At 73.3% G+C, this 23,192-nt stretch carries 24 protein-coding genes; 11 read left to right on the forward strand and 13 right to left on the reverse strand.

Features of this window, described 5'->3' with window-relative positions:
* Window positions 1-78: 78 nt before the first annotated feature.
* A complete protein-coding gene (gene argG / locus AB0O11_RS17890; RefSeq protein WP_363387330.1) occupies window positions 79-1,491 on the forward strand; it encodes an argininosuccinate synthase in 1,413 nt (470 codons plus the stop codon).
* 214 nt (window positions 1,492-1,705) lie between these two features.
* A complete protein-coding gene (locus AB0O11_RS17895; protein ID WP_363387332.1) occupies window positions 1,706-2,374 on the forward strand; it encodes a GAP family protein in 669 nt (222 codons plus the stop codon).
* Window positions 2,375-2,470: 96 nt separating this feature from the next.
* On the opposite strand, the gene AB0O11_RS17900 is transcribed toward AB0O11_RS17895, so the two are convergent.
* The 3 genes from AB0O11_RS17900 to AB0O11_RS17910 form a co-directional block, all read right to left on the reverse strand.
* Window positions 2,471-3,274, reverse strand: coding sequence for a hypothetical protein (locus tag AB0O11_RS17900; protein WP_363387335.1), 804 nt, complete (start codon window positions 3,272-3,274; stop codon window positions 2,471-2,473).
* Window positions 3,271-3,843 (reverse strand): sigma-70 family RNA polymerase sigma factor, encoded by a 573-nt coding sequence (locus AB0O11_RS17905; RefSeq protein ID WP_363387338.1) that lies wholly within the window; start codon window positions 3,841-3,843, stop codon window positions 3,271-3,273. The genes AB0O11_RS17900 and AB0O11_RS17905 overlap by 4 nt, the downstream gene beginning before the upstream one ends.
* Before the next feature lie 391 nt (window positions 3,844-4,234).
* Complete coding sequence (locus AB0O11_RS17910; protein ID WP_363387341.1) at window positions 4,235-4,708, reverse strand: MarR family transcriptional regulator; 474 nt, start codon at window positions 4,706-4,708, stop codon at window positions 4,235-4,237.
* A gap of 169 nt (window positions 4,709-4,877) precedes the next feature.
* On the opposite strand from AB0O11_RS17910, the gene AB0O11_RS17915 reads away from it, so the two are divergent.
* Window positions 4,878-5,288, forward strand: a complete 411-nt coding sequence (locus AB0O11_RS17915; RefSeq protein WP_224282204.1) for an organic hydroperoxide resistance protein — start codon at window positions 4,878-4,880, stop codon at window positions 5,286-5,288.
* An 89-nt stretch (window positions 5,289-5,377) separates the two neighbouring features.
* Here the strand turns inward: AB0O11_RS17915 and AB0O11_RS17920 are convergent, their stop codons facing one another.
* Window positions 5,378-5,725: an SHOCT domain-containing protein gene (locus tag AB0O11_RS17920; protein ID WP_363387344.1), complete on the reverse strand. Its 348-nt coding sequence runs from the start codon at window positions 5,723-5,725 to the stop codon at window positions 5,378-5,380.
* A 233-nt stretch (window positions 5,726-5,958) separates the two neighbouring features.
* On the opposite strand from AB0O11_RS17920, the gene AB0O11_RS17925 reads away from it, so the two are divergent.
* Window positions 5,959-6,456, forward strand: coding sequence for a hypothetical protein (locus AB0O11_RS17925; RefSeq protein WP_363387347.1), 498 nt, complete (start codon window positions 5,959-5,961; stop codon window positions 6,454-6,456).
* Between the two features lie 39 nt (window positions 6,457-6,495).
* Here AB0O11_RS17925 and AB0O11_RS17930 read toward each other — a convergent pair whose 3' ends face one another.
* Both AB0O11_RS17930 and AB0O11_RS17935 read right to left on the reverse strand, forming a co-directional pair.
* Window positions 6,496-7,146: a beta-glucanase gene (locus AB0O11_RS17930; RefSeq protein ID WP_363387350.1), complete on the reverse strand. Its 651-nt coding sequence runs from the start codon at window positions 7,144-7,146 to the stop codon at window positions 6,496-6,498.
* A 139-nt stretch (window positions 7,147-7,285) separates the two neighbouring features.
* Entirely contained in the window at window positions 7,286-7,939 is a 654-nt protein-coding gene (locus AB0O11_RS17935) for a CBS domain-containing protein (RefSeq protein WP_363387353.1), read from the reverse strand.
* 116 nt (window positions 7,940-8,055) lie between these two features.
* Here AB0O11_RS17935 and AB0O11_RS17940 point away from each other — a divergent pair, with 116 nt between their 5' ends.
* A complete protein-coding gene (locus AB0O11_RS17940) occupies window positions 8,056-8,202 on the forward strand; it encodes a hypothetical protein (RefSeq protein WP_363387356.1) in 147 nt (48 codons plus the stop codon).
* Here AB0O11_RS17940 and AB0O11_RS17945 read toward each other — a convergent pair.
* Window positions 8,192-9,391, reverse strand: a complete 1,200-nt coding sequence (locus AB0O11_RS17945) for an FAD-dependent monooxygenase (protein WP_363387358.1) — start codon at window positions 9,389-9,391, stop codon at window positions 8,192-8,194. The two genes, AB0O11_RS17940 and AB0O11_RS17945, sit on opposite strands and share 11 nt — an antisense overlap.
* Before the next feature lie 150 nt (window positions 9,392-9,541).
* Here AB0O11_RS17945 and AB0O11_RS17950 point away from each other — a divergent pair, with 150 nt between their 5' ends.
* Window positions 9,542-10,276: a TetR/AcrR family transcriptional regulator C-terminal domain-containing protein gene (locus AB0O11_RS17950; protein WP_363387361.1), complete on the forward strand. Its 735-nt coding sequence runs from the start codon at window positions 9,542-9,544 to the stop codon at window positions 10,274-10,276.
* Window positions 10,277-10,356: 80 nt separating this feature from the next.
* The gene (locus AB0O11_RS17955; RefSeq protein WP_363387364.1) at window positions 10,357-11,157 is read left to right on the forward strand and encodes a HEAT repeat domain-containing protein; all 801 of its coding nucleotides are present in this window, start codon (window positions 10,357-10,359) and stop codon (window positions 11,155-11,157) included.
* Between the two features lie 32 nt (window positions 11,158-11,189).
* On the opposite strand, the gene AB0O11_RS17960 is transcribed toward AB0O11_RS17955, so the two are convergent.
* The gene (locus AB0O11_RS17960; protein WP_363387367.1) at window positions 11,190-11,555 is read right to left on the reverse strand and encodes a hypothetical protein; all 366 of its coding nucleotides are present in this window, start codon (window positions 11,553-11,555) and stop codon (window positions 11,190-11,192) included.
* Window positions 11,556-11,826: 271 nt separating this feature from the next.
* On the opposite strand from AB0O11_RS17960, the gene AB0O11_RS17965 reads away from it, so the two are divergent.
* Window positions 11,827-12,096, forward strand: a complete 270-nt coding sequence (locus AB0O11_RS17965) for a GlsB/YeaQ/YmgE family stress response membrane protein (protein WP_363387370.1) — start codon at window positions 11,827-11,829, stop codon at window positions 12,094-12,096.
* Window positions 12,097-12,275: 179 nt separating this feature from the next.
* Here AB0O11_RS17965 and AB0O11_RS17970 read toward each other — a convergent pair whose 3' ends face one another.
* A complete protein-coding gene (locus tag AB0O11_RS17970) occupies window positions 12,276-14,153 on the reverse strand; it encodes an amino acid transporter (RefSeq protein WP_363387372.1) in 1,878 nt (625 codons plus the stop codon).
* A 566-nt stretch (window positions 14,154-14,719) separates the two neighbouring features.
* On the opposite strand from AB0O11_RS17970, the gene AB0O11_RS17975 reads away from it, so the two are divergent.
* The 3 genes from AB0O11_RS17975 to AB0O11_RS17985 all read left to right on the forward strand — a co-directional run bounded on the left by AB0O11_RS17975 (window position 14,720) and on the right by AB0O11_RS17985 (window position 18,554).
* Window positions 14,720-16,228, forward strand: a complete 1,509-nt coding sequence (locus tag AB0O11_RS17975) for a N,N-dimethylformamidase beta subunit family domain-containing protein (RefSeq protein WP_363387622.1) — start codon at window positions 14,720-14,722, stop codon at window positions 16,226-16,228.
* Window positions 16,229-16,439: 211 nt separating this feature from the next.
* The gene (locus AB0O11_RS17980; RefSeq protein WP_363387375.1) at window positions 16,440-17,174 is read left to right on the forward strand and encodes a polyprenol monophosphomannose synthase; all 735 of its coding nucleotides are present in this window, start codon (window positions 16,440-16,442) and stop codon (window positions 17,172-17,174) included.
* A 126-nt stretch (window positions 17,175-17,300) separates the two neighbouring features.
* Entirely contained in the window at window positions 17,301-18,554 is a 1,254-nt protein-coding gene (locus AB0O11_RS17985) for an aromatic acid exporter family protein (RefSeq protein WP_363387378.1), read from the forward strand.
* Window positions 18,555-18,638: 84 nt separating this feature from the next.
* Here the strand turns inward: AB0O11_RS17985 and AB0O11_RS17990 are convergent, their stop codons facing one another.
* From AB0O11_RS17990 to AB0O11_RS18005, 4 genes are all read right to left on the reverse strand, one after another.
* Window positions 18,639-19,088, reverse strand: a complete 450-nt coding sequence (locus AB0O11_RS17990) for an SRPBCC domain-containing protein (RefSeq protein ID WP_363387381.1) — start codon at window positions 19,086-19,088, stop codon at window positions 18,639-18,641.
* A gap of 4 nt (window positions 19,089-19,092) precedes the next feature.
* Window positions 19,093-19,566: a VOC family protein gene (locus tag AB0O11_RS17995; protein WP_363387384.1), complete on the reverse strand. Its 474-nt coding sequence runs from the start codon at window positions 19,564-19,566 to the stop codon at window positions 19,093-19,095.
* Between the two features lie 136 nt (window positions 19,567-19,702).
* On the reverse strand, window positions 19,703-21,700 hold the full coding sequence (locus AB0O11_RS18000; protein WP_363387387.1) for a phosphocholine-specific phospholipase C: 1,998 nt from the start codon (window positions 21,698-21,700) through the stop codon (window positions 19,703-19,705).
* A gap of 44 nt (window positions 21,701-21,744) precedes the next feature.
* Window positions 21,745-23,181 (reverse strand): endonuclease/exonuclease/phosphatase family protein, encoded by a 1,437-nt coding sequence (locus tag AB0O11_RS18005; protein ID WP_363387390.1) that lies wholly within the window; start codon window positions 23,179-23,181, stop codon window positions 21,745-21,747.
* Window positions 23,182-23,192: the final 11 nt, after the last annotated feature.

Here is a 23,192-nt window from a genome sequence, read left to right on the forward strand (position 1 = left end):
GCATCGGATCGATTAGGCCGAATCCCGTTACACATCGCTAGATCAGGGGCCCGCTTCACGCGGGTCAAGGGTGCATCCATGTCGAAGGTCTTGAGCAAGCTGCCGGTCGGTGAACGGATCGGCATCGCATTCTCCGGTGGGTTGGACACCTCCGTCGCCGTCGCGTGGATGCGCGAGCACGGTGCCCTCCCCTACGCCTACACGGCCGACATCGGCCAGTACGACGAGCCGAACCTCGCCGACGTGCCGGCCCGGGGCCGCGCGTACGGCGCCGAGCAGGCCCGGCTGGTCGACTGCCGGGCCGCGCTGGTCGAGGAGGGCCTGGCCGCCCTCGCCTGCGGCGCCTTCCACATCCGCTCCGCCGGGCAGACGTACTTCAACACCACCCCGCTCGGCCGCGCCGTGACCGGCACTCTGCTGGTGCGCGCCATGCAGGAGGACGGCGTTTCCATCTGGGGCGACGGCTCCACCTACAAGGGCAACGACATCGAGCGGTTCTACCGCTACGGTCTGCTCGCCAACCCCAACCTGCGGATCTACAAGCCGTGGCTGGACCAGGCGTTCGTCGACCAGCTCGGCGGCCGCAAGGAGATGTCCGAGTGGCTCGCCGAGCGGGACCTGCCCTACCGGGACTCCGCCGAGAAGGCCTACTCCACCGACGCCAACATCTGGGGCGCCACCCACGAGGCCAAGCGGCTGGAGTACCTGGACGCCTCCCTGGAGATCGTCAGCCCGATCATGGGCGTGGCCTTCTGGGACCCGGCAGTCGAGATCCAGACCGAGGACGTCACCGTCGAGTTCGAGTTCGGCCGCCCGGTCCGGATCAACGGCCAGGAGTTCGCCAGTGCCGTTGACCTCGTCCACGAGGCCAACACCATCGGTGGCCGACACGGTCTGGGTATGTCGGACCAGATCGAGAACCGCATCATCGAGGCCAAGAGCCGCGGCATCTACGAGGCCCCCGGCATGGCGCTGCTGCACATCGCCTACGAGCGGCTGCTCAACGCCATCCACAACGAGGACACCCTCGCCACCTACCACACCCAGGGCCGGCGGCTCGGCCGGCTGCTCTACGAGGGCCGCTGGTTCGACCCGCAGTCGCTGATGCTCCGGGACAGCATGCAGCGCTGGATCGGCCACCCGGTCACGGGCAGCGTCACCCTGCGGCTGCGGCGCGGCCAGGACTACTCGGTCATCGACACCCAGGGCCCGAACTTCAGCTACCACCCCGAGAAGCTGTCGATGGAGCGCAGCGTCGACGCCGCGTTCGTCCCGGACGACCGCATCGGCCAGCTGACCATGCGCAACCTCGACATCGCCGACTCGCGCAGCAAGCTGGAGCAGTACGCGGTGCACGGCCAGCTGGCGCCGTGGAGCGGCCTGATCGGCGAGCTCGCCCCCGGCGGCGCGGCTCCCATCGCCGCCGGTACCGGTGCCGAGGGGGGCTCCACCGCGCTCGACCACGCGGCGATCGAGTCCGGCACCGACTGACGCACCTCGCGCCCGCGCAGGGCCGTCGCACCCCAGTGGTGCGGCGGCCCTGCGCCGCTCCCCGCCCGCCCCGGCTCCCCTTGCCCCACCCAGCCTCCCCCTGCCCCGCCCCCCACGCCCGCCCTCACCCGAACGGCGGCGCCGGCCGTGCGGCACCCATCCGCTGGTGGCTGAATGGCGGATGGCGCCCGGCGACGGGAAGGCAGGTCCGGGGATGGGTGAGGCGATCGGCCCGATGCTGGCCTCCGCGGTGGCGGTCGCACTCAGCCCGCTGCCGCTGATCGCCCTCCTCCTGATCCTCGTCTCAGCGCGCCGCCGGGCCAACGGGATCGCCTTCACGGCCGGCTGGCTGCTCGGCCTGGCCGTGCTGGTGGCGGCCGTCGTGACGGCGGGCACCGTGCTGAGCCCCGCCCGCGCCACGCCGGCCTGGCCGTCCTGGCTGAAGCTCGCCCTCGGCGTCGTCCTCCTCCTGTTGGCCGCCCGGCAGTGGCGCGAACGGCCGCGCCCCGGCCGGGTCACCGCACCACCGGTCTGGCTGCTCTCGATCGACCGGCTGACCGCCGCCCGGTCCGCCGGCCTCGCTGTGATCCTGGTCGTGGCCCAGCCGAAGACCCTGGTCCCGGCCGTCGGCGGAGCCGCCTCCATCGCCGCCGCACCGGTCGGCGTCGGGGAGAAGGCGGTGGCCGCCGTCGTGATGGTGCTGCTCGGCTCGCTGGGAACCCTGCTGCCCCTGGTGGTCCACCTCCTGGGCGACGACCACGCGCGGCATGCCCTCGGCGAGTGGCGGGCCTGGACGGCCACACACAGCGCCGCAATCATGATCACCGTCCCGCTGCTGCTCGGCACCGAGTACGTGGGTGCCGCCGTCTCCGGGCTCACCTGAACTCCCCGGCCGCCGAAACCCTCCCACCCCGGCCCCGATCGGCCCGATCCAACCCCCGCCCCGCCTGGCGCCCCCGTCCCCGCCACCCCATCCCCTTCACCGAATCCGCACCACCCCCCGCCCCCGCACCGCCCGGACCCCCAACCGCCCGGGGTCCGCCCTCGGTCGCGCCGCCACCGCCTCCCGCACCGTCAGCAGGATCTCGCCGTCGTAGCGCTCGGCCAGCGCCCGCGCCAGCTCTGCCGCCCCACCCGGCCCGACGTCGGGCGCCAGCTCCGGCAGCCGACCCGGGGCACTGAGGTCCTGGGCCTGGGCGGCCCAGCGGGCCGCGTCACGCCGCTCCCCCTCGGCGGTGTAGTGCACCGCCAGACAGTGCACGGCCAGCTGGTCCCCGTACTGGGCGGCTATCCGCCACCAGAAGACGCCGTCCGCCGTGCGGCCCATGCCATACAGCAGGCAGCCGAGGGTGCGGAAGGCGGTCTTCTCGGCAAGTTCGAGGTCCAGGGCCAGTTCCCCCGGCTCCACCGCGCCCGCCACCCCCGTGCACAGGTGCCGCAGGTCGCGCCGCAGCTCCGCCCGCCCCCCGGCCCACCGAGGCTGTCCCGGGACCGCCCCCGGGCCGGCGCCCGACCCCGGACCGGAACCGGCGCCCGCCCCCGCTCCCGTGCCGAGCCCGGAGCCCGCCCCCGCTGCCGCTCCCGGGCTCGGCCCCGAGGCCGGAGCGTGCGGCGGCCGGGCACCGGCGGGCGGCCGGGCGGGGCGTTCACGCACCGTCGAAGCGGGCCGTCGGGAGGCGGCGAGCCGCTCGGCCAGGCGGCGCGTGAAGTCCACCGGATCGTGGTCGTCGAACTCCCGCTCCAGCTCGACGGCGTGCGCGCGCAGCAGGTCCACGACCCTCATGTCCGCGCCCCGCCGTCGTCCGGGTGCTCCAGCAGGTATTCCAGGTGGCGCCGCCCGAGGCTGTAGTAGGTGCGGGCCGTGGTGTGCGCGATACCGAGGGACCGTCCGATGTCGTGGTACGACAGTCCCGCCTGGCGCAGCCGGACCACGTCGGCCTGGACCGGCGCGGCCCGCGCGAGTTCCTCCATCGCCCAGTCCAGGGCGTCCAGCTCGGCGAGCTCGTTCAGATCGTCCTGGCTGGTGTCGGGACGGCGCTGGGCGATCACCCGCTGCCGCTTGCGTTCGGTGCGCCGGCGCTCGCGCAGCACGTCCACCACCGCGTCCTTGACGATCTTGAAGGCGAAGGCCTGCGGATCGGGACTGGCCAGGGCCCGGCGCCAGTTCTTGTAGAGCGCGGTGCCCGCGTTCTGGACGGCGTCCTGGGCGTCCTCACGGTGCCGCAGGCGCTGTTGGGCGTAGCGGAGGTAGCCGGAGTTCTCTCGGGTGAAGAAGGCCTCGAAGTCGTTCGGCAGGTCGCCGAGCGGGTCGGCTCGCAGGCCCCGCTCCTCGCCCGGCCCAGGAGTGGTCACGCGGGCCCCCCTTTCGTCGGTCAGCTGGCCGGCCCGCCTGGTGGCACGCCGACGGCCCCTTGGGGGCTCGTGGTGTAACCGTCCGGGAGGTCCGGGATGTTGACCGGATCGGGCAGACAATTGCCGAACGATTCCGTTCACTTATGAACAGCACCGCTGACCTGCCGCTTCGCCCTCACGAACCCGACCGGCACATCCGCAACGTGACCCAGATCACAGCGCGCACACTGGTGGCTCGACAAGCCCCGTGGCGCCACCCCGGCACACCCACATCCCCCCGGACCCACCCCGCACAGCCACCCCGGCGACCCCGCCCCCTCGGAATCACCCCGCACCCCTACGGCCCCGCACGCGCACAACCCTGCGGCCCTGCGACCCGGCGGCTGCGACCCTACGGCGCCGGCTCCACCTCCGCCGCGTCCAGCGCGGCGGTCACCCGGTCCAGCAGCCCGCGCAGCGCGGCCAGGTCCTCGACCGGCAGGCCGGTCGCCGCGAGCAGCCGGCGCGGGACCTGCCCGGCCCGCTCGCGCAGCGCCGACCCCTCGGGAGTCAGGCGGACGGTGACCGAGCGCTCATCCTCCGAGCTCCGCTCGCGGCTCACCAGCCCGGCCGCCTCCAGGCGCTTGAGCAGCGGGGAGAGCGTCCCGGAATCCAGCCGCAGCCGCTCGCCGATCCGCTTGACGGGCAGCCCGCCCTCCTCCCACAGCACCAGCATGACCAGGTACTGCGGGTAGGTCAGTCCAAGGTCCCGCAGCAGCACCCGGTACACGCCGCCAAAGGCGCGGGAGGCCGCGTTGAGCGAGAAGCAGATCTGCTGGTCGAGGCGGAGCAGTTCCTCGTCCGCCATGTCGGAGTGGGTGGTCATGGGCCCATGGTACCGATCGCCATCACGCCATTGAGTTGTGCGCAATTGAATTGCGTGCTCTACTTGTCACAGCGCAGCGACGCCCGAGTGGCCGCCGCGAAGCGCATCGGACCGGCAACCGCCGGGACGCCCGATCGCAGGAACACCCAGGACCCGAAGGGAAGCCACCATGGACGCGCTCTACACCGCAGCCGCCACCGCCAACGGCCGGGAGGGCCGTGCCGTCAGCTCCGACGGACAGCTGGACCTCACGCTGGCCATGCCGCCCGCGCTCGGCGGCAGCGGCCAGGGCACCAACCCGGAGCAGCTCTTCGCCGCCGGCTACGCCGCCTGCTTCGCCAGCGCCCTCGGCCTGGTCGGCCGGCAGGCCCGGGTGGACACCAGCGAGGTCTCGGTGACCGCCGAGGTGTCCATCGGCAAGGACGAGGCCGGCTTCGCCCTCGCCGTCGTGCTGCGCGTCGAGCTGCCCGAGTCCCTCGCGGGCGAGACCGGCGAGCTGCTGGTCAAGCAGGCGCACGAGGTCTGCCCGTACTCCCGCGCCACCCGGGGCAACGTCCCGGTCGAGCTGGTCGTCGAGTAACCATCCCGCCGACCGGTCACCGGAGCCCCCACCGACGGACCGGGCCCGCCGCGCGCGAACCGCGGCGGGCCCGGTCCGTCGTGCCCGGGTCAGTCGCCGCCGCCCGGCCCGTTCGCCGAACGCAGCGTCTCCAGTCGGTGCCGGTACTCCTCCGCGTCGATCTCGCCCCGTGCGAACCGCTCCGCGAGCAACTGCTCCGGGCTCACGCCCTGGCTCCCCTGCCCTACCTGGCCCCAGCCCCGCGGGCCGTCCCGCCCGGAATCCCCGGCGCCCGGAGCCGTCCGGCCGGGCGGATTCGGGTGCCGCGAGCGCGATATGTAACGGAACAGAGCCACGGCCAGGAGCACGAGGATCACCAGGAACAGCAGCATCGCGAACGCCATCAGCCCCGCGCCCCAGCCACCAACGACGTGGCCGTGTCCGTGCCAGTACCTCATCAGGACCTCCTCCGACCCCGTCAGGGCCCGCCGAGGCGAGCAGCGCCTTACCACCATCGTGCGCCCGTCACCGGTGAAAGCGGTGTGAGGGAAGCCTGAGAAAACGGTCCGGCGCTCGACCCGGCGCTCACCGGGGTAGCGTGCCGCTCGTGACCCACCACCCGCCGCCGCCCACGCCCCATCCCCAGCCGCGCACGCCCCATCCCCAGCGGCCCACGTCTCAGCAGCCGCCCATGGCCTTCCACCCGCCGGACGACGACCGCTCCCCCGAGCAGCTCGTCGCCGCCGGGGTGCTGCGGCGACACCCGGACCCGCGCCCCCACCCGGCGCTCGGCCACTCCCCGATCGGCTATGTCGCCACCGCGCTCTGGGCCGAGCTCACCGCCCTCGCCATCGCACCGGCCGCCGCCGAGAGCACCGCCACCGCGCTGCTGCGCGCGATCGCCGACCACGCCGTGGACGCGGCGCTCGCCCCGGGCAACGAACGCGCCCCGCGCGACGACCTGTATGTGACCGACCCCGCCCACATCGGCCCGCACCGCCGGGCGGTCTGGTTCCAGCGTTCCGGCCCACACAACCCGCACGACCCACACAGCATCCACGGCCCGCACCGGCCACACGGCCCCCGCGACCCCCACGACCCCCGAGGCGTGCTCACCCCGGTCGACCCACTCGGCGGGTACGCCCCCCGCGGCCCGATCACCGCCGCGTTCGCTCCCCACGAGCCGTAGCCACCCGCACCGCCGGACCGCGCACGCACGCCCGCACGCTCAGCGGGCGACCTGGAGGCCGTGGCACACCCAGCTCAGCCGGTCCGGCCCGCCGTAGGGCGGCCGGTCGTGGTACGTCCCGTCCGCCACCGACATGTTGACGATCAGGTACGCGTGCCACGCGGACCCGACCCCGTGCAGGTCCGCGTAGACCAGCTCGTCCTCCACGTACCAGTCCACGGAGTTCACGCCGAGCACCACCCGCATGCCGAAGGTCGCCCCCGGACCGATCCCGGCGCTCGCGCCGTGCCAGTACCGGTAGCCGCCCCGGACGTGGTTGGAGATCTCCAGCAGGTCCGGGTTGTCCGGATGGTACTCGAAGACGTCCACCTCGTTGCCGCCGTCCCGCCAGGTCCAGATGGCCGGCCAGGCGCCCAGCTCGACGGGCAGCGTCACGCTCGCCGTCAGCACGTCCCCGGCACGGAGCTGAAAGCCGTCCGGACTGCCCTCGGTGGTCAGCAGGTTGCAGTTCCACAGCCCGCCACTGTGCCGCCTGGTCGCGGTGAACACCCCGTCGGGGCAGTAGTCACGGCTGAGGTAGTCGAGTTTGTGGTCGCTCCGGTTGGTCGGCCCCATCCGGGGATAGGCGCTGCTGCGCCCGGCGATCCACTGACTGGTCGAAGTGAAGTCCGCATCGAACACGACTGCCACGGCAGCCTCCCCGAAGCTCCGGCGTCCCGGCGGTCCGCACCACTGGGCACACAGAGTGAGTTACCCGATACCCTCCGCAGTATGCGGAGCGGATCGTTCGACCCGGGACGAACGTGCGATCCGCGGACGGCGCGGCCGGTCAGCCGACGGGCGCCGCTCCCCCGGCCCCGAGCCGGTCGGTCACCGAGACCACCCCGTCCACCGAGCGGCACAGGTTGAGCACGATCGGCACCAGGTGCGGCTCCGGCACGCTGCCGCTGAGCACCACCCGCCCCTGGTTGACCTCCACCCCGACCTCCGCCGGGCTGACCCCGTCGATCCGGCCGAGCACCTCCTCGACGATCTCCCGCCGGATCACCATGTCCTCGCGCAGGAAGACTCGCAGCAGGTCGCCGCGGCTGACCACGCCGATGACCCGCCCCTCCTCGTCCAGCACCGGCAGCCGCTTCAGGCCGTGCCGGCTCATCAGCCGGGCCGCCGCGACCACACTGGTGTCGGGCATGGTGCAGACCGGCTGCGCCGTCATCAGGTCGGCCGCGGTCACCTCGCCGTCCGGGCCCGCCTGCGCCGACTCGGGCGCGGGCAGCAGGCTGGCCGGGTCCTCCTGCGCGGCCAGGGTGCGCAGCAGGTCGGCCTCCGAGACCACGCCGAGCGGCCGCCCCTCCGGGTCCACCACCGGTACGCCGGTGATGTCGTACTCGCTCAGCAGCGCCACGATCTCCCGGAACCCGGTCTCGGGCGAGACCAGGACCACGGGGCTGGTCATCACGGATTCGACGGTGGCATGCTGCACGCCGGTTCACCTCGTCCAACGATGCTGGTCCGACCCGGCACGAACCGGCCGGTACCGGCAGCATCGCTCGCGGCGGCCGCGATCGCCAGGGGCCAAGGGGCCGAACGGGTGGGACCTTGGGCCCTGACCTGCGAACACGCCCCGTACCGGACCGCACCCCGGCCGTCGAGCGCCCCGCCCGGGCGAGTGCCCAGGTGGAGGCGCTGCTCGACAACGGCACCCGGCTCGGCCCACCGCGCCGAGCCCACGCGTTCAGCCCGTGACCTTCGGACGGCGGGACGGCTCCCGCTCGTAGTCCGGCAGTTCGACGCTGCTGACCTGCTTGCCCAGCTCCAGCATCTTGTCCAGCGCCCAGCGCCGGTTGAGCAGCGCGTTGCGGAACCGCAGCCCCGTGGCCGTGCGCGGCGCGAGGAACGGCCCCGTCCGGTCCCCGCCCTTCTGGCAGCCCTGCGCATAGCCGCGCAGCAGCTTCTCGTAGCGCTCGAACGCGGCCCGGTGGTCGCCGCGCGCCCGGGCCAGCTCGCCCGCCAGGACGTACGCGGCCACCACCGCCGTTCCGGTGCCCATGCCGCCGATGGTCGCGCCGAAGGCCGCGTCACCGATCAGGGCGATCCGGCCGGTCGACCAGGCGGGCACGTCGGCGCGGCTGATCGAGTCGAAGTACAGCCCGGGAGCGGCGTCCAGGCTCTCCAGCAGCTGCGGCACCCGCCAGCCGAGGCCCGCGAAGGCGGCCCGGATCAGCGCCTTCTGCTGTGCCGGGTCGTGGCGGTCGTAACGCAGTTCGGGCGAGGCGAAGAGGCAGAACGCACCGGCCCGGGTCGGGTCCCGGTGGGCGGAGCCGACGGACATCAGCCGGCCGGGGACGTTGAGGCCGACCCCGCCGACCGGCAGTCCGAGCTCGTTGGGCAGCTGCCAGGTCGCCGCGTAGTAGCCGAGGTGGCGGACGTAGCGCCGCTCGGGGCCGAAGGCGAGCCGGCGGACGTTGGAGTGCAGTCCGTCGGCACCGACCACCAGGTCGAACTCGCGCGGCGCTCCGCGCCGGAAGGCGACCCGGACCCCGCCCGGGGTCTCCTCCAGCGCCGTGATCGAGTCGCCGAAGACGTACTCGGCGCGGACGCTGCTGTGCCGGTGGAGCAGCTGGGCCAGCTCGCCGCGCGGGACCTCCAGGTCGCCACCGGCGAACTCGGCGGGCAGGTGCAGCAGGCGGCGCCCGTCGGGGCCCACGAAGGTCATCGGACTGCCGCCGGTGCCGAGCGCGCGCAGTTCCTCCAGGAGGCCCATCCGCTCCAGCACGGTCAGGTGGGTGCGGCCGCGGAAGTCGACGTCCTGACCGCCGTCGCGCAGTGCGGGGGCCAGCTCGACCACGGTCACCTCGAAGCCGTACCGGCCCAGCCAGTGGGCCAGCGCAGGGCCGGCGATGCTCGCGCCCGAGATCAGGACCTTGGTGCTCACGGAAACCACTCCGTCCGAGGGCTGGGAAACTGTGTCTGGCGGACACTGTTCATTGCTGTGTACGGTAGACACAGTTGGATCGGGAGGGCAACCCCCAGGTGGAAACCCCGGGGCGGAGACACAGCCGGCAGCCCGGGACGGAACCTGGACGTGGCCCCGGGACGGGAGCGGATGATGGCCGAGGCGGCGAACGACACGGTGCGGCTGCTCTGGGGGCCACCGGCCAAGCCCACCCGGGGGCCGAAGCCGGCCCTCAGCCTGGAGCGGATCGCCGCAGCCGGGGTCGAGGTCGCCGACGCGGAGGGGCTCGGCGCAGTCTCCATGCAGAAGGTGGCCGGGCAGCTCGACTTCACCAAGATGTCGCTCTACCGCTATGTCCCCGGCAAGGCCGAACTGATCGCCCTGATGGTCGAATCGGCCGTCGACACGCCCCCGGTGGCGCCGGAGGGCACCGGCTGGAGGGAGCAACTCACCGTCTGGGCGCACCGCCTGGCCGAATCCTTCGCCCGGCACCCGTGGCTGCTGGACGCCACCGTCGGCGCGCGGGCGCTCGGCCCGAAGGAACTCGCCTGGCTGGAGCAGGTGGTGGCGGCACTCGACGGCCACGGGCTGACCGGGCCCGAACGGATGGACGCCGCCGTCCTGCTCACCGGGCACGTGCGCGGGATCGCCGCGCAGTCCCGCGCCGCCGGCCCGGCCGGCAATCCGGAGGCCGAACTCCTCGCCGCCCTCGGCACCGTGGTCCAGGAGCACGCCGACCGCTTCCCCGCCGTCGCCGCCGCCATGTCCGACCCGGGCGGTCGCGACCAGGCACTGGAGTTCGGCCTGGAGCGCATCCTGGACGGACTGGCCGCCCTGATCGAGCGCCGTACGGAAGCCGCCTGACCCGCGGAGCCGCCCCGGCGGGTCACGTCCCGGAAAAACCGCTCGGACCGCCGCCCGGCCGCTCGCTAGGATCGCGCCCCATGGCGATGTTCGTGCACCTGACCGCCGCGGCGAACGCGCCGCGCATCCGCCGCGCCGGAATCCGCGCCGACAGCCAGGGCCAGGGCGGCGTGCGCGGGGTGTACTGCTTCCCCGTGCTGCCCTCCTACACGCTGACCCACCAGTGGCTGCGCGAGCTGGCCCGGTTCGGACCCAAGGGAGCACTGATCGCGGTGCACCTCCGGCTGGACGACGAGCAGGAGGTCCTCACCGGGCACTACCGCGACCGCGCCCGGGACGCCCAGCAGCCGCTGCGGGCCGCCCAGGCGGTCCGGCGGATCGGCGCACTGGCCGACCCGCGCGGCTGGGAGGTGTTCCTGCCACGCGCGGTCGGCGCCCGCGAGGTGCACCGGATCCGCGCCGTGCCGCAGGTCACCGGCTGGCGCTACCTCCCGGGCGCCCACGGCACCCGGCCCTGTACCTGTTTCGGATGCCGCATCTACGGCGAGTACGGCAGCCGCCGTCTTCGCGAGCGCCATCCGCACCCGCTGGACGGCCCGCCGCCGCCCGTCCCCGTGCTGCTCGCGCGGATCGCGGCAGCCGGCGAACCGGGCGATCCCGCCGAACTGCGCTCCGCGCTGCACTGGTTCGGTCTGCGCCGACGCGGCCCGGTGGACCGCCTCGCCCGCCTGGCCGCCCACCCGGACCCGGAGGTGCGGAAGGACCTGGTCTGGAGCGTCGGCCGCTGGTCCACCCCGGGCGTCGCCGAACTGCTGGACGGCTTGGCGGGCGATCCGCACCCGGAGGTCCGCGCTGCCGTCGCGGCGGTCCGGGGTGACTGAGGCCCCGGCCGCCGTCAGGTCGTGCGCCGGCGTCAGGAGACGCGCTTGAGCTGCCAGGAGTTCTTCTCGAGGCTCGGCACCGCGGAGTAGTTGCAGCCGGCGCTGTAGTAGCTGCTCACGATCGTCCAGCCGGCCGGCGGCCAGGTGGAGGCGCAGGCGTTGACCACGGTGCCGACCGGGTAGCCGGTGAGCTGCATGATCTTCTTGGTGTTCGGGTTGAACCCGGAGCCGCAGCCGGCGCTGTTCCACCACTGGACGTCCACGTAGCCGCCCGGCGTCAGCGAGGAGGAGCAGATGGTGCTGGTGTCACCGGGCGCGGCCTGGGCCGTCCCCATGGTCAGGGTCAGTGCGGCGGCGGTACAGCCCAGGGTCAGCGCGGCGGCGCGAAGGCGAATCACGGGGTTCGGCTCCTCTCGGCGACGCGGCGCGTCCGCGTCCCGCCCATTCCTATCCGTGCCGCTGCGTCCACGGACAGCGACTTTCCGGCCCGACCCGCGGCGCGTTCTCGCCCCTCGCCGACGGCCCGGCCCACCATCACGCCGCTGAGCTGCGCGATCTCCTGTCGACGTGCCCGTTCGCCCGATCCGGGTGATCATGGGACGAACCGCGTCATCGGCGATTCGGCGCACCGGGCCGTCGGCCCGGGGAGCGCCCGGAAGGTGGACCGCGATGTTCCAGCTCCTGTGGATTCTGCTCATCGGCTTCGTTCTGGGCGTGATCGCCAAGCTGATCCTGCGCGGACCGCAGTCGATTCCCTGGTGGTTGACCATGCTGCTCGGCGCCGCCGGGGCCTGGCTCGGCAACGCCGTCTCCGGCTGGATCGGCGTCCGCCACACCTCGGGCATCGACTGGATCCGCCACATCCTGCAGCTCGTCTTCGCCGTCGCCCTGGTGGCCTTCGTCTCCCCCGCGTGGAGCAGGTCCCGCCAGAACCGCTGACCGGCCGGGGCCGGATCGCCACCGGCCGGAGTGGTGTCAGGGCTGCGTGCAGGACTCCCGCCAGGACCCGCCGGACGGACGGGTCGCCGGGTGCCTGCTCCACGTCCGTGACGGCCGGGCGGCCTCCGCCGGCCGGACGAGCCGTTCGCGGACGACGAGGGCTGATGCGGCCGCGCCGTTCAGCCCACGTGCACGGCCGGGCGGCGTGAGCGGTCCGGTTCGGCTTCGCGCAGTACCTCACGGGTGACGGGGGCGATCTCGCCCTGTCCGAACAGGAAGAACCGCAGGAACTGGGCGAAGGGGTTGCCCTCGGTCCACTCGAAGTAGATGTGCGGCTGTTGCCCGGTGAGGTCGCGGACCTGGAGCAGCAGGGCGGCCAGTGCGTTGGGCACGCTGGAGCTCTCCAGCGTCAGCACCCGGTAGCGGTTGTGCAGCACCTCGCCGCGCACGGTCAGTTCGGCCTCGAAGTCGGACGGGTCGAGCACGGTGACCTCGACGAAGACCAGGTCGTCCTCGGCCGGGATGTCGTTGTCCCGCCGGATCTGGTGGATCTTGTCGCGGTACTCGGCTAGGTCCCGGCTGTTCGGCTCGTTGGCGATCAGCCGCAGCGGGCGGTGGGTGTAGTCCCGGACGAACCGCTCGGCGACGTCGTCCAGCACCACGTCCGTGACGCGCAGTTCGAAGGCGCGCTTGAGCCGGGAGAGGAAGGAGACCAGCATGATGCCCGCGATGAAGCAGGCGCCGATCTTGACGCCGTCCGGCCGCTCGGCGATGTTCACCGCCGTGGTGTAGAGGAACACCGCGGCGATCACCGCGAAGCCGGTCCGCCAGCGGCGCCCGGCCCTGTGGGCGGCGATGGTGACGGCGATGGCGGCCGAGGAGATCAGCACCAGCACGCCGGTCGCGTACGCTCCGCCCTGGGCGTCCACGCTCGCGTCGAAGATCCAGGTCACCAGGAAGGCGATCAGGGTGAGCACGATGACGGTCGGTCGCACCGCGCGGGCCCAGTGCGGGGCCATGCCGTAGCGGGGCAGGTAGCGCGGCATCAGGTTGAGCAGCCCGGCCATCGCGGAGGCCCCGGCGAACCAGAGGATGGCGATGGTGGAGAGGTCGTAGACGCTCCCGAAGGCGCTGCCCAGGTACTCGTGGGCGAGGTAGGCGAGCGCCCGCCCGTTGGCCTGGCCGCCGGCCTTGAACTGGTCGGCCGGGATGAGCAGCGTGGTGATGAAGCTGGTGGTGATCAGGAACACGCTCATGATCGCGGCGGCGGTGGTCAGCAGCTTGCGGGCGCCGCGGATGCGGCCGGTGGGCTTCTCCTCGGTGTCGTCCGGGTCGCCCTCGATGTGCGGCATCACGGCGACGCCGGTCTCGAAGCCGGACAGGCCGAGCGCCAGCTTCGGGAAGACGATGAGCGCGACGCCGATCATCGCGAACACGTTGCCGTGCTCCACGACCAGCGCGTCCGTCCAGGCGCTGAACACGTGCGGGGCCTTGAGCACGTGCCACAGCCCGTTGACCACCACCACCACGTTCAGTGCGAGGTACACCGCGACCAGCACCACGGCCAGGCCGATCGCCTCACTGAAGCCCTTGAGGAAGACCGCGCCGAGCAAGGCGATCATGATCATGGTCAGCGTGATCTGCCTGCCGGTCAGGGCGCTGTGCAGGTGCGGGTTCTCGACCAGGTGCGCGCTGGCGTCGGCGGCGGACAGGGTGATGGTGATCATGAAGTCGGTGGCCGCGAAGCCCAGCAGGGTGAGCACGAAGAGCTTGCCCTGCCAGAACGACAGCAGCCGTTCCAGCATCGCGATCGAGCCCTCGCCGTGCGGGCTCTCCTGGGCGACCCTCCGGTAGACGGGCAGTGCGCCGAGCAGGGTGACGACCACCAGCACGATGGTCGCCAGCGGCGAGACCAGGCCGGCCGCGAGCGCGGCGATGCCGGGCTGGTAGCCGAGCGTGGAGAAGTAGTCCAGGCCGGTCAGGCACATGACCCGCCACCAGCGCTGACCCTTCTCCCGCGGCAGTTGGGCGTGCGGGCCGGGGTGCTGTTTGGCCATGTCGGCCAGGCCTTCCAGCATCCAGGCCCGGAACCGCTCGCGCCGGGAGGACGGCCCCCTCCCCGGTTCGGCCGACCCCGACGAAACCACGTGCACCCCTGTCCACGACTCGGCCGGGCGCGCACCGCTCCGGCCCCCCTGTGGCCGCCGGACGGCGGGCCTGGTCAGGCTAGGGGACGGGCTCGCCGGGGCCGGGCAACCCGGCGGGCCGACACGCCCGGGTGCGCCCGTACGGCCCTCCCCGGTGGCGGGCCGTGCCCCGCCGTCCGCATCGGGCGCACGCGCCGGCCGCACTTCCCGGCCACCGAGTGTGTCCGACCACGCCAGACCGTGCCCGACGACGCCCGCGCCCCCGGCCCGGCGCGGCGCGGCGGTCTGCACGGACCTCGTGAAACACGCGAGGATGTCCGCGCGGCCGACGCACCGGGCCGGCGCACTCCAGCGCGCCACCGGCCGGGTCGACGCGCCCACGGACACGGGCCGGGCCCAGGAACGCCCGGGAACAGGGAAACAGGGAGGTCGCGGTGGCGGAGCCGAGCCGGCGGAGGATTCTGGGCCTGGGCCTGATGGCGGCCGCCGTCACCTCCTGCGGCCCCGGTCACCCGCCCACCGCACCGGCCGGCTCCGCGCCCGGCACCGCCGGCCCGGCCGCCGATGGGCACACCGGTCCGAAGAGCGAGCGTTCCCTCCCCGGCAACCCCGACTGGGAGATCACCGACCCCGGCCCTGACGGCGCCGTCGAGGGCTTCGCCGACCGGGTCAGCGTCCTGCCCGGTGAGACCTTCGGCCTGCACGTCTCCACCCCGGCCGCCGCCTTCACCGTCTCCGCCTACCGGATGGGCTGGTACGACGGCGCCCGCGCCCGGCTGGTCTGGCGCCACGAACACGTCCCCGGTGGCCGGCAGGCCGCCCCGCACGTGGACCCGGCGACCCGCACCGTGCTGACCGGCTGGCAGCGCACCCTCGCGGTGGACACCGCCGGCTGGCCCGAGGGCGCCTACCTGCTGCGCCTGGACGCCGAGGACGGCTCCGGCCGGCGCTACGTCCCGCTCACCGTCCGCTCGGCGAGCACCGCCGGAAAGACCGTGATCATGAGCGCCCCGGCGACCTGGCAGGCCTACAACGAGTGGGGTGGCTACAGCCTCTACAACGGCCCGACCGGCGGCCTGGCCACCCGCTCGCTGAAGGTCGTCTTCGACCGGCCGTACGACTACGACCACGGCGCCGGACTGTTCCTGGTCTACGAGGCGCCGCTGGTCGCCCTCGCCGAGCGGCTCGGCCTGCCGCTCGCCTACACCACCGGCATCGACGTCGCCCGCGAGCCCGGTCTGCTGGCCGGGGCGAGCGCCGTCCTGTCACTGGGCCACGACGAGTACTGGTCCCCCGAGCAGCGGGCCAACGTGGTCGCGGCCCGCGACGCCGGAACCAACCTGGCGATCCTGGGCGCCAACTGCTGCTTCCGCCGGGTCCGCTTCGAGCCGACCGACCTCGGGCCGGACCGCACCGTGGTCTGCTACAAGGACGCCTGGGCGCAGGACCCGGGCCACCGGTCGGGTGCCCCGGCGACCACCGACTTCCGGGTCGGCCCGGGCGCCGACCCGGAGAGCTCGATGCTCGGCGTCATCTACGACGGCTACCCGGTGGACGCCCCGTACGTGGTCACCTCGCCCGGGCACTGGGCCTTCGAGGGGACGGGGGTCGCGGCGGGGGCGTCCTTCCCGCACCTGGTCGGGGTGGAGTACGACCGGGTGGACACCGGCTTCCCCACCCCGCGCCCGATCGAGGTGATCGCCCACTCCCCGGTGGTCTGCGAGGGCCGCCGCTCCCACTCCGACACCGCCTACTACACGGTGCCGAGCGGAGCCGGGGTGTTCGCCACCGGGACGATGCGCTGGGTCGAGGCGCTGGAGGCCCGCGGCCCCGGCGGCGGCAAAGCCGACCACGGCATCGACTCGCACGCCGGGGACCTGGTCCGCCAGGTCACCGAGAACGTCCTGCGCGCCTTCGCCGCCGGCCCGGCCGGCCGTACCCGCCCGGCCCTGGACAACCTTGCCGACGTCTACGGCACGGCGTAGCGGGCCCGGCTCAGCCGGCCGTGATCTGCCGTTCCGGGCGGAGGCGGCCCGTCATGGTACCGGATCGTGACCGAACGGACTTCCGCCCCCCGGCCGGGGTGAGGGACGCACCGCGCCGCCGATACACTCACACGGTTCAATCAGTGCAGGTGATCAGGAAATCCGACCGGTGTGGCACCATGCCGCCGGCGAGGCACGAGGGAAACAGAACATGGTCGAGGCCTCCCCCAAGGTCGTTGTGGTCGTCCCCACGTACAACGAGCGGGAGAACCTCCCGGTCCTCGCGGGCCTGCTCGCGGAGCTTCCGGTGCCCAACCTGCACCTGCTGGTGGTCGACGACAACTCCCCCGACGGCACCGGCGAGATCGCCGACAAGCTCGCCGCGGACTCCGGCGGCACCGTGGGCGTGCTGCACCGCACCGAGAAGGACGGCCTCGGCCGCGCCTACCTGGCCGGCATGGCCAGGGCCCTGGACGAGGGCGCCGACGTCGTGGTGCAGATGGACGCCGACCTCTCCCACCCGGCCTCGGCGATACCCGCGATGGTCGAGGCGCTGCTCGCCGACGACACCGCCGTGGTGCTGGGCTCCCGCTACGTCGACGGCGGCTCGACCGCCGAGGAGTGGCCCTGGCACCGCAAGGCGCTCTCCGCCTGGGCGAACCTCTACGTCAACGCGATCCTCAGCCTCGGCGTGAAGGACGCCACCGCCGGCTTCAAGGCCTGGCGGGCCGACACCCTGCGCGCCATCGACCTGCCGACCGTCCGGAGCAACGGCTACTCGTTCCAGGTCGAGATGAACTACCGGGTCGTCAAGCAGGGCATGACGATCCGCGAGGTGCCGATCCGCTTCGAGGAACGGATCGAGGGCGCCTCGAAGATGAGCGTGGGCGTCCAGGTCGAGTCCGCGCTGGCACCCTGGAAGCTGCGCTTCAACCGCGAGAACTGAGGCGGGTCCGGCCGACACGCCTCAACGGGCACGCGGCCCGTTCCGATCCGGCCCGATGCGGTCGTACGGGTGGCCGGACGGCCCCGGGAGCGGTGCGAGCGGTGGCTGCGGGGAAAGAAGGGCGACATGGTCCTTCCTTCGGAGACACTCGCGGACCTGGTCCGCCGCAGCGCCCGGGAACCCTTCGTGGTCCAGACCGTCCGGGCCACCGTCGCGGCCACCATCTCCTATGCGGTGGCGACGCAGCTGAGCAGCGAGCCCGCCCCGCTGACGGCACCGCTGACCGCGCTGCTAGTCGTGCAGGTCACCGTCTACTCGACGCTCAAGACCAGCATCCGCCGGGTCACCTCGGTGGTGGTCGGAGTGCTGATCGCGATCGGGTTCAGCGCCGTGGTCGGGCTCTCCTGGTGGAGCCTGGGGCTGATCATCCTGGCCTCGCTGGTCGTCGGCCGGTTCGTCCGGGTCGAGGAGTTCGTCCAGGAGGTCGCGATCAGCGCGATGCTGATCCTGGGCGTGACCAAGCTTGCCTCGCAGGCCTGGGACCGGGTGCTGGAGACGCTCATCGGCGCCGCTGTCGGCCTGCTGTTCAACCTGCTGTTCGCGCCGCCGGTCTGGGTGGACACCGCCGGGGAGTCCATCGAGGACCTCGCCCGGCGCGCCCGCCAGCTGCTGCTCGACATCTCCGAGGAACTGGGCCGCCCCACCCCGGTGGCCCGGGCCGCCGAACGGCTGCACGAGGCCCGCCGGCTGGACCAGGCGATCGCCGACGTGGACGCGGCGCTGCGCCAGGCCGAGGACAGCCTGCGGTTCAACCCGCGGATCAGCGAGGGGCTGCTGTCCCGGCTGGTGCTGCGCACCGGGCTGGACACCCTGGAGATCTGCGTCGTCGTGATCCGGGTGCTGGCCCGCTCGCTGACCGACCTGGCCAAGCGGCGCGGGCCCGGGGAACGGCTCTTCCCGCCGGACGTCGCGGTGGGGCTGGAGGAGCTGCTGGCGCACATCGGCGGCGCGGTGGTGAGCTTCGCGGTACTGGTGACGACCCAGGTGAGCAGCAGCGCCGAGGAGGCGGAGGAGCGGCTGACCTCCGAGCTGGCGGCGGCCTGGGCCTGCCGGGAGAACGTCGCCCAGGTGCTGTTGCGCAGGGTCCGGGAGCACCCGGAGGCCTGGCAGCTGCACGGTTCGATACTGGCCGAGGTGGACCGCATCCTGGACGAGCTGGACCTGGAGCACCGCAGTCGGCGGCTGATGGAGGAGCTGGACCGGGCCTCGGTGGCGAACCGGGAGCGCTTCTCCCGCTACGCCGGACTGCGCCGCCTGGTGCGCGGCGAGCGGGCCCGCGGCGACCGGACGCCCGTCAAGGCGAAGCGCCCGGCGGCGTAGGCCGGGCGCCGTTGCGAAGCCGCTGTCGGGGCTTCGGAAGTCAGGAGGTCAGGGGTCGGGGCCACCAGGTCAGAGGCCCCGGGGTCAGGGCATCAGCCAGGGCTGCTGCGGCAGCGGGTGGCCGGTCTCCAGGTAGGTCTTGAGGTTGGCGAGCACCGCCGACCAGCCCTGTTCGGCGTCCGCCCGCGCGGCCTCATCGGCGAGGTTCTCGTGGGTGACGGTGAGCCGGGTGAGGTCCTGCCAGCCCTGGATCTCGAAGGTGACCCGGGAGGGCCAGCCGGCGCGCTGCTCCTGCGGCCCGGCCCAGGTGGTGACCAGCCGGTGCGGACGGTCGACCGCCTCGACGGTGCCGATGACGTCGGCGATGCCGGAGCCGTCGGCCCGCTGGTGCTCCCAGGGCGCCCCGGGCAGCCAGGTGGAGACGTTGCGGTGGCCCCAGTAGAGGCCGGACTCGTCGGCGTTGGTGAGCGCGTGCCAGACCCGCTCGGGGGTGGCCCGCAGGTAGGTGATGCCGCGGTGGCCGAGGGCGGTCACGGCCTCACCCCTCGGCCGCGGCGAGCAGCGGCCGGATCTCGATCTTCCGCATCCGCAGCATGGCCGTCATCACGCGGCCCGCCTTGGCCCGGTCCTCGTCGGCGATCAGGTCGAGCAGCACCCGCGGGGTGATCTGCCAGGAGAGGCCGTAGCGGTCCTTGAGCCAGCCGCACGGGCCCTCCTGGCCGCCGTCGGCGCTGAGCTTGGCCCAGAGTTCGTCGACCTCCCGCTGGTCGTCGCACTCCACCTGGAGCGAGATCGCCTCGGTGAAGTGGAACTCGGGGCCGCCGTTGAGTGCCACGTACTCGCGGCCGGCGAGCTCGAACTCGACGGTCATCACCGAGCCGGCCGGACCGGGGCCGGCCTCGCCGTAGCGGGTGGTCCCGGTGATCCGGGAGTTCGGGAACAGGGTGGTGTAGAAGGCGGCGGCCTCTTCGGCCTGGTCGTCGAACCAGAGGAAGGTGGTGATTTTCTGCATGCGCCCGACGGTAGCCGCGGGCTGCGACGGGGCGGCCGAGCCACGGCCGGGGATCACCGGATCGGCGCCCCGGGGCCCGTCCTCGGGCTCCCGACTGCGGGAGTCCGAGGACGGGCCCGGTGCCGGCGGCGTCGCGTCAGTACAGCCGGCCCGCGTAGCGCTGGACGAAGCGCTGACCGGTGTGGGCGGTCACGACGACGTCGTAGCGGCCCTGCTTGTCCAGCGGCCAGGCCAGGTTGGCCTGCTTGCCGGGCTTGACCCAGACGGTCTGCGCGGTGCCCGCGAAGTCGTTGGGCGCGGCGGTGAAGGCCAGGTCGGTCATCCCGTCGTTGGCCACCTGGAGGGTGAGCTTCGAGTTGCCGTGCAGGTCGGCGGTGACGATCGGCACGCCGATGTCGTTCTGGCCGTCCTGCCCGTCGCGGACCACCGTGCCGGCGAACCGGCGGACGAAGCCGTCCGGGCCGTGCACGGTGAAGTCGTAGCGGCCGTTGGTGGCGGCGGCGTCCCAGACGTACCGGGCGGTGGCGCCGGGCGCGACGGTGTACGGGGTGCCGGCGAACGGGAGCAGGATGTTCGGGTAGACGGTGTACGGGAAGGCCACCGAGCCGTCGTTGCTCATCGTGCAGGTGACCTTGCCGGTCTTCCGGTCCACCTCGACGTCGGCCCACGGCTGGTACGGCAGCGGGCGGTGCGGGCGCTCGCCCCGCTCCTGGACCGGCATCGCCTGGGCACCGACCGGCGGCAGCGCGACGCCGGGCAGCCGGGTGCCCGCGTCGGCCCTGGCCATCAGGGCCTTGGTGTCGGGCAGCGCCGGGATGGAGTGCTCCGGGGCGGCGAAGTCGAAGCAGCTGGTGAGGTCGCCGCAGACGGCCCGGCGCCAGGCCGAGATGTTGGGCTCGGCCACCCCGGTGACCAGCTCCATGAAGCGCAGCACCGAGGTGTGGTCGAAGACCTGGGAGTTGACCCAGCCGCCGCGCGACCACGGCGAGATGACCCAGAGCGGCACCCGGTTGCCGAGGCCGATGGCCCGTCCCTGGGTGAACTCCTCGGGGGTGCCGGGCTCGGGGGTGGGCGGGACGACGTGGTCGAAGTAGCCGTCGTTCTCGTCGTACATCACCAGGAAGACGGTGTGCCGCCAGACCTCCGGGTTGGACATCAGCGACTGCAGGGCCTGGTCGACCCAGTGCGCCCCGTAGGCCGGGCCGGCCTCCGGGTGCTCGGAGAACAGGTAGGGCGCGACCAGCCAGGAGACGGTCGGCAGGGTGCCGTCCTTGCAGTGGCGGTCGAAGTCGGTGGGGTCGAACTTGGTCATCGCGTTGATGTAACGCGGGTCGTCGTGCGGGAAGTTGTGGAACTGCTTGAAGTAGGAGAGCGCGTTGTCGTCGTAGTCGCCGGTGCGGTCGTCCTTGCTCGGGTTGTGGTAGACGCGCCAGGTGACGCCGGCCGCCTCCAGGCGCTCGGCGTAGGTGGTCCAGTCGGCGACGGGGTTGTCGGTGACCGGGGTGTTGTCGATCCACGGGCCGGTGGTGCCGTCGCGGCCGGGGCCGGCGGTGCCGGTCCACAGGTAGAGCCGGTTGGGGTCGGTCGGGCCGGCCAGCGAGGTGAAGTAGGCGTCGCAGATCGTGAACGCGTCGGCCAGGGCGTACTGGTAGGGGATGTCGTCCCGGGTGAAGTAGCCCATGGTGCGCTCGCCCTTGGCGGCGATCCACTTGTTCATCGCACCGTTGTTGATGGCCTGGTGGCCGGTGGCCCAGTCGTGCGGGAGGCCGCCGGCGTTCTGCGCGTTGTACTTGGCGGTGTCCATGCGGTACGGCAGCATCACGCCGCCGTCGCTGCGCCGGCTGTCGGGCTGGCGGAAGACGTCGGTGCCGTCCGGGAACTGGAGCGCCTGCTTGTCGCCGAAGCCGCGGACGCCGGCCAGGGTGCCGAAGTAGTGGTCGAAGGAACGGTTCTCCTGCATCAGGACGACGACGTGCTTGACGTCCTTGATGGTGCCGGTGAGCGGGGTGCCGGGCTTGGCACCGACGGCGGGGGCCGGGGCGGCGGCGGCCTGGGCGGCCGTCAGGCCGGTCAGGGCGGTGGCGCCGGCGGCCGCGGTGGCGCCGACGAAGGTGCGGCGGGAGAGTTCGGACATGACGAACTGGCCTCTCGGGGCTGGAGGTTGGGGAGCCGGTGCGCTCAGAGCTGGAAGGTGGCGACCGCGGCGGCGGTGTCGGAGGGCCACTCGTTGGCGGCGGAGCCGGGCTCGGGCTGCGGCCAGTCGGCAACCAGGGTGTGCGCCTCGACCAGCTTCAGCGGGCCCGCGTACTGGACGTAGTCGATGCGGTCCTGCGGCTCGGGGCGGTCGCCGCGCCGCTTGCGGGTGGGCGACCAGGTGGCGCCCGGGGCCTTGACCGGGTCGCGGTTCTCCTCGCGGAAGGTGTCGGTCAGTCCGGCGGCCTGGAGCGCCACGGTGACCGGCCAGGCGAGCGCGCCGGCCCCCTGGTGCGCGGCGGCGGTGGCGGCCGTCCAGTCCCGGTGCGAGGGCGAGGAGAGCGCGCCGGCCAGCACCACCGGGGTGCGCCGGGCGATGTCCGCACGGACGGCGGCGGCCAGCGCCTTCGCCTGCCTCAGCCGCAGCGAGCCGTTCTCGGCGGCCTCCACCTCGGCGGCAGTCCGGCCGTCCTGGACGGCGTACGGGCCGTAGCCCGCCTCGTCCAGGTGCGCGGCCCAGAAGCGGACGCTTCGACCGCCGGGCAGCCGCACGGTGGCCGCGACGGCAGGCAGCTCCGCGGTCGGCGGGGTGACGTCGGTGAGCGGGTGGCGGCTGAGGATGCCGACGCTGCCCGGGCTCTGGTAGGCGTACCAGCCGAGGGCGTCGGCCAGGGTCTTGGCCCGCTCCCCCGCGGTCTCCTGGAGGGCGAGCACGTCCAGGCCCTGGGCGAGGACCACCCGCAGCTGCTTCTCCAGCGCGTCGGTGTGGGCCGAGCCCGCGTCGTGCAGGTTCCAGCTGGCGGCCTTGAGGCGCAGCGGGGCGGCCGGGTCCACCACCGGGACGAGGACGGTGACGGTGTCGGTGGCGCCCGCGCTGTCCTTGACGCCGACGACCACCGGCTCGGGGTTCTTGCCGGGGGCGGCGGGGGCGGTGCCGGTGAGCGTGCCGTCGGCACCGACCGAGGCCCACGCCGGGCCGCCGACCTTGCGGTAGGTGGCGGAGCCGGCCGGGTTGCCGGCCGGGCGGGACCAAAGGCCGCCGAGCCTGACCGTCACGGCGGCTCCCGGGGCGACGGGCGTGGCCGTGAACGCGTCGACGGCGGCGTGCGGACGGACGACGGCGGGCTTGGGACGGAAGCTGAACGGCTCGGTCCGGGCGAGGATGCCGTAGCCGTCCTTGGCGAGCAGATAGGCGGTGTACGGGCCGCCGGTCAGCGCGGAGGTGTCGAGCTGGACGTCGCCCGAGGTGCCAGGGGTGTACTTCCACAGCAGCGAGCCGCCGTTGCCGGGCTGGCGGCCGCCGTCGTAGATGCCGACCCAGTTCTTGGCGTCGGGGGCGTCGGTGGTCCAGTGGAAGGTGAGCCGGTCGCCTTCGGTGGGGTTGGGGGAGGAACTGATCGTCAGGGCGCTGCCTGCGGCCACGGTTGTCCTGT

This window comes from Kitasatospora sp. NPDC093102, from assembly GCF_040683915.1.
Classification (GTDB): Bacteria; Actinomycetota; Actinomycetes; order Streptomycetales; family Streptomycetaceae; genus Kitasatospora.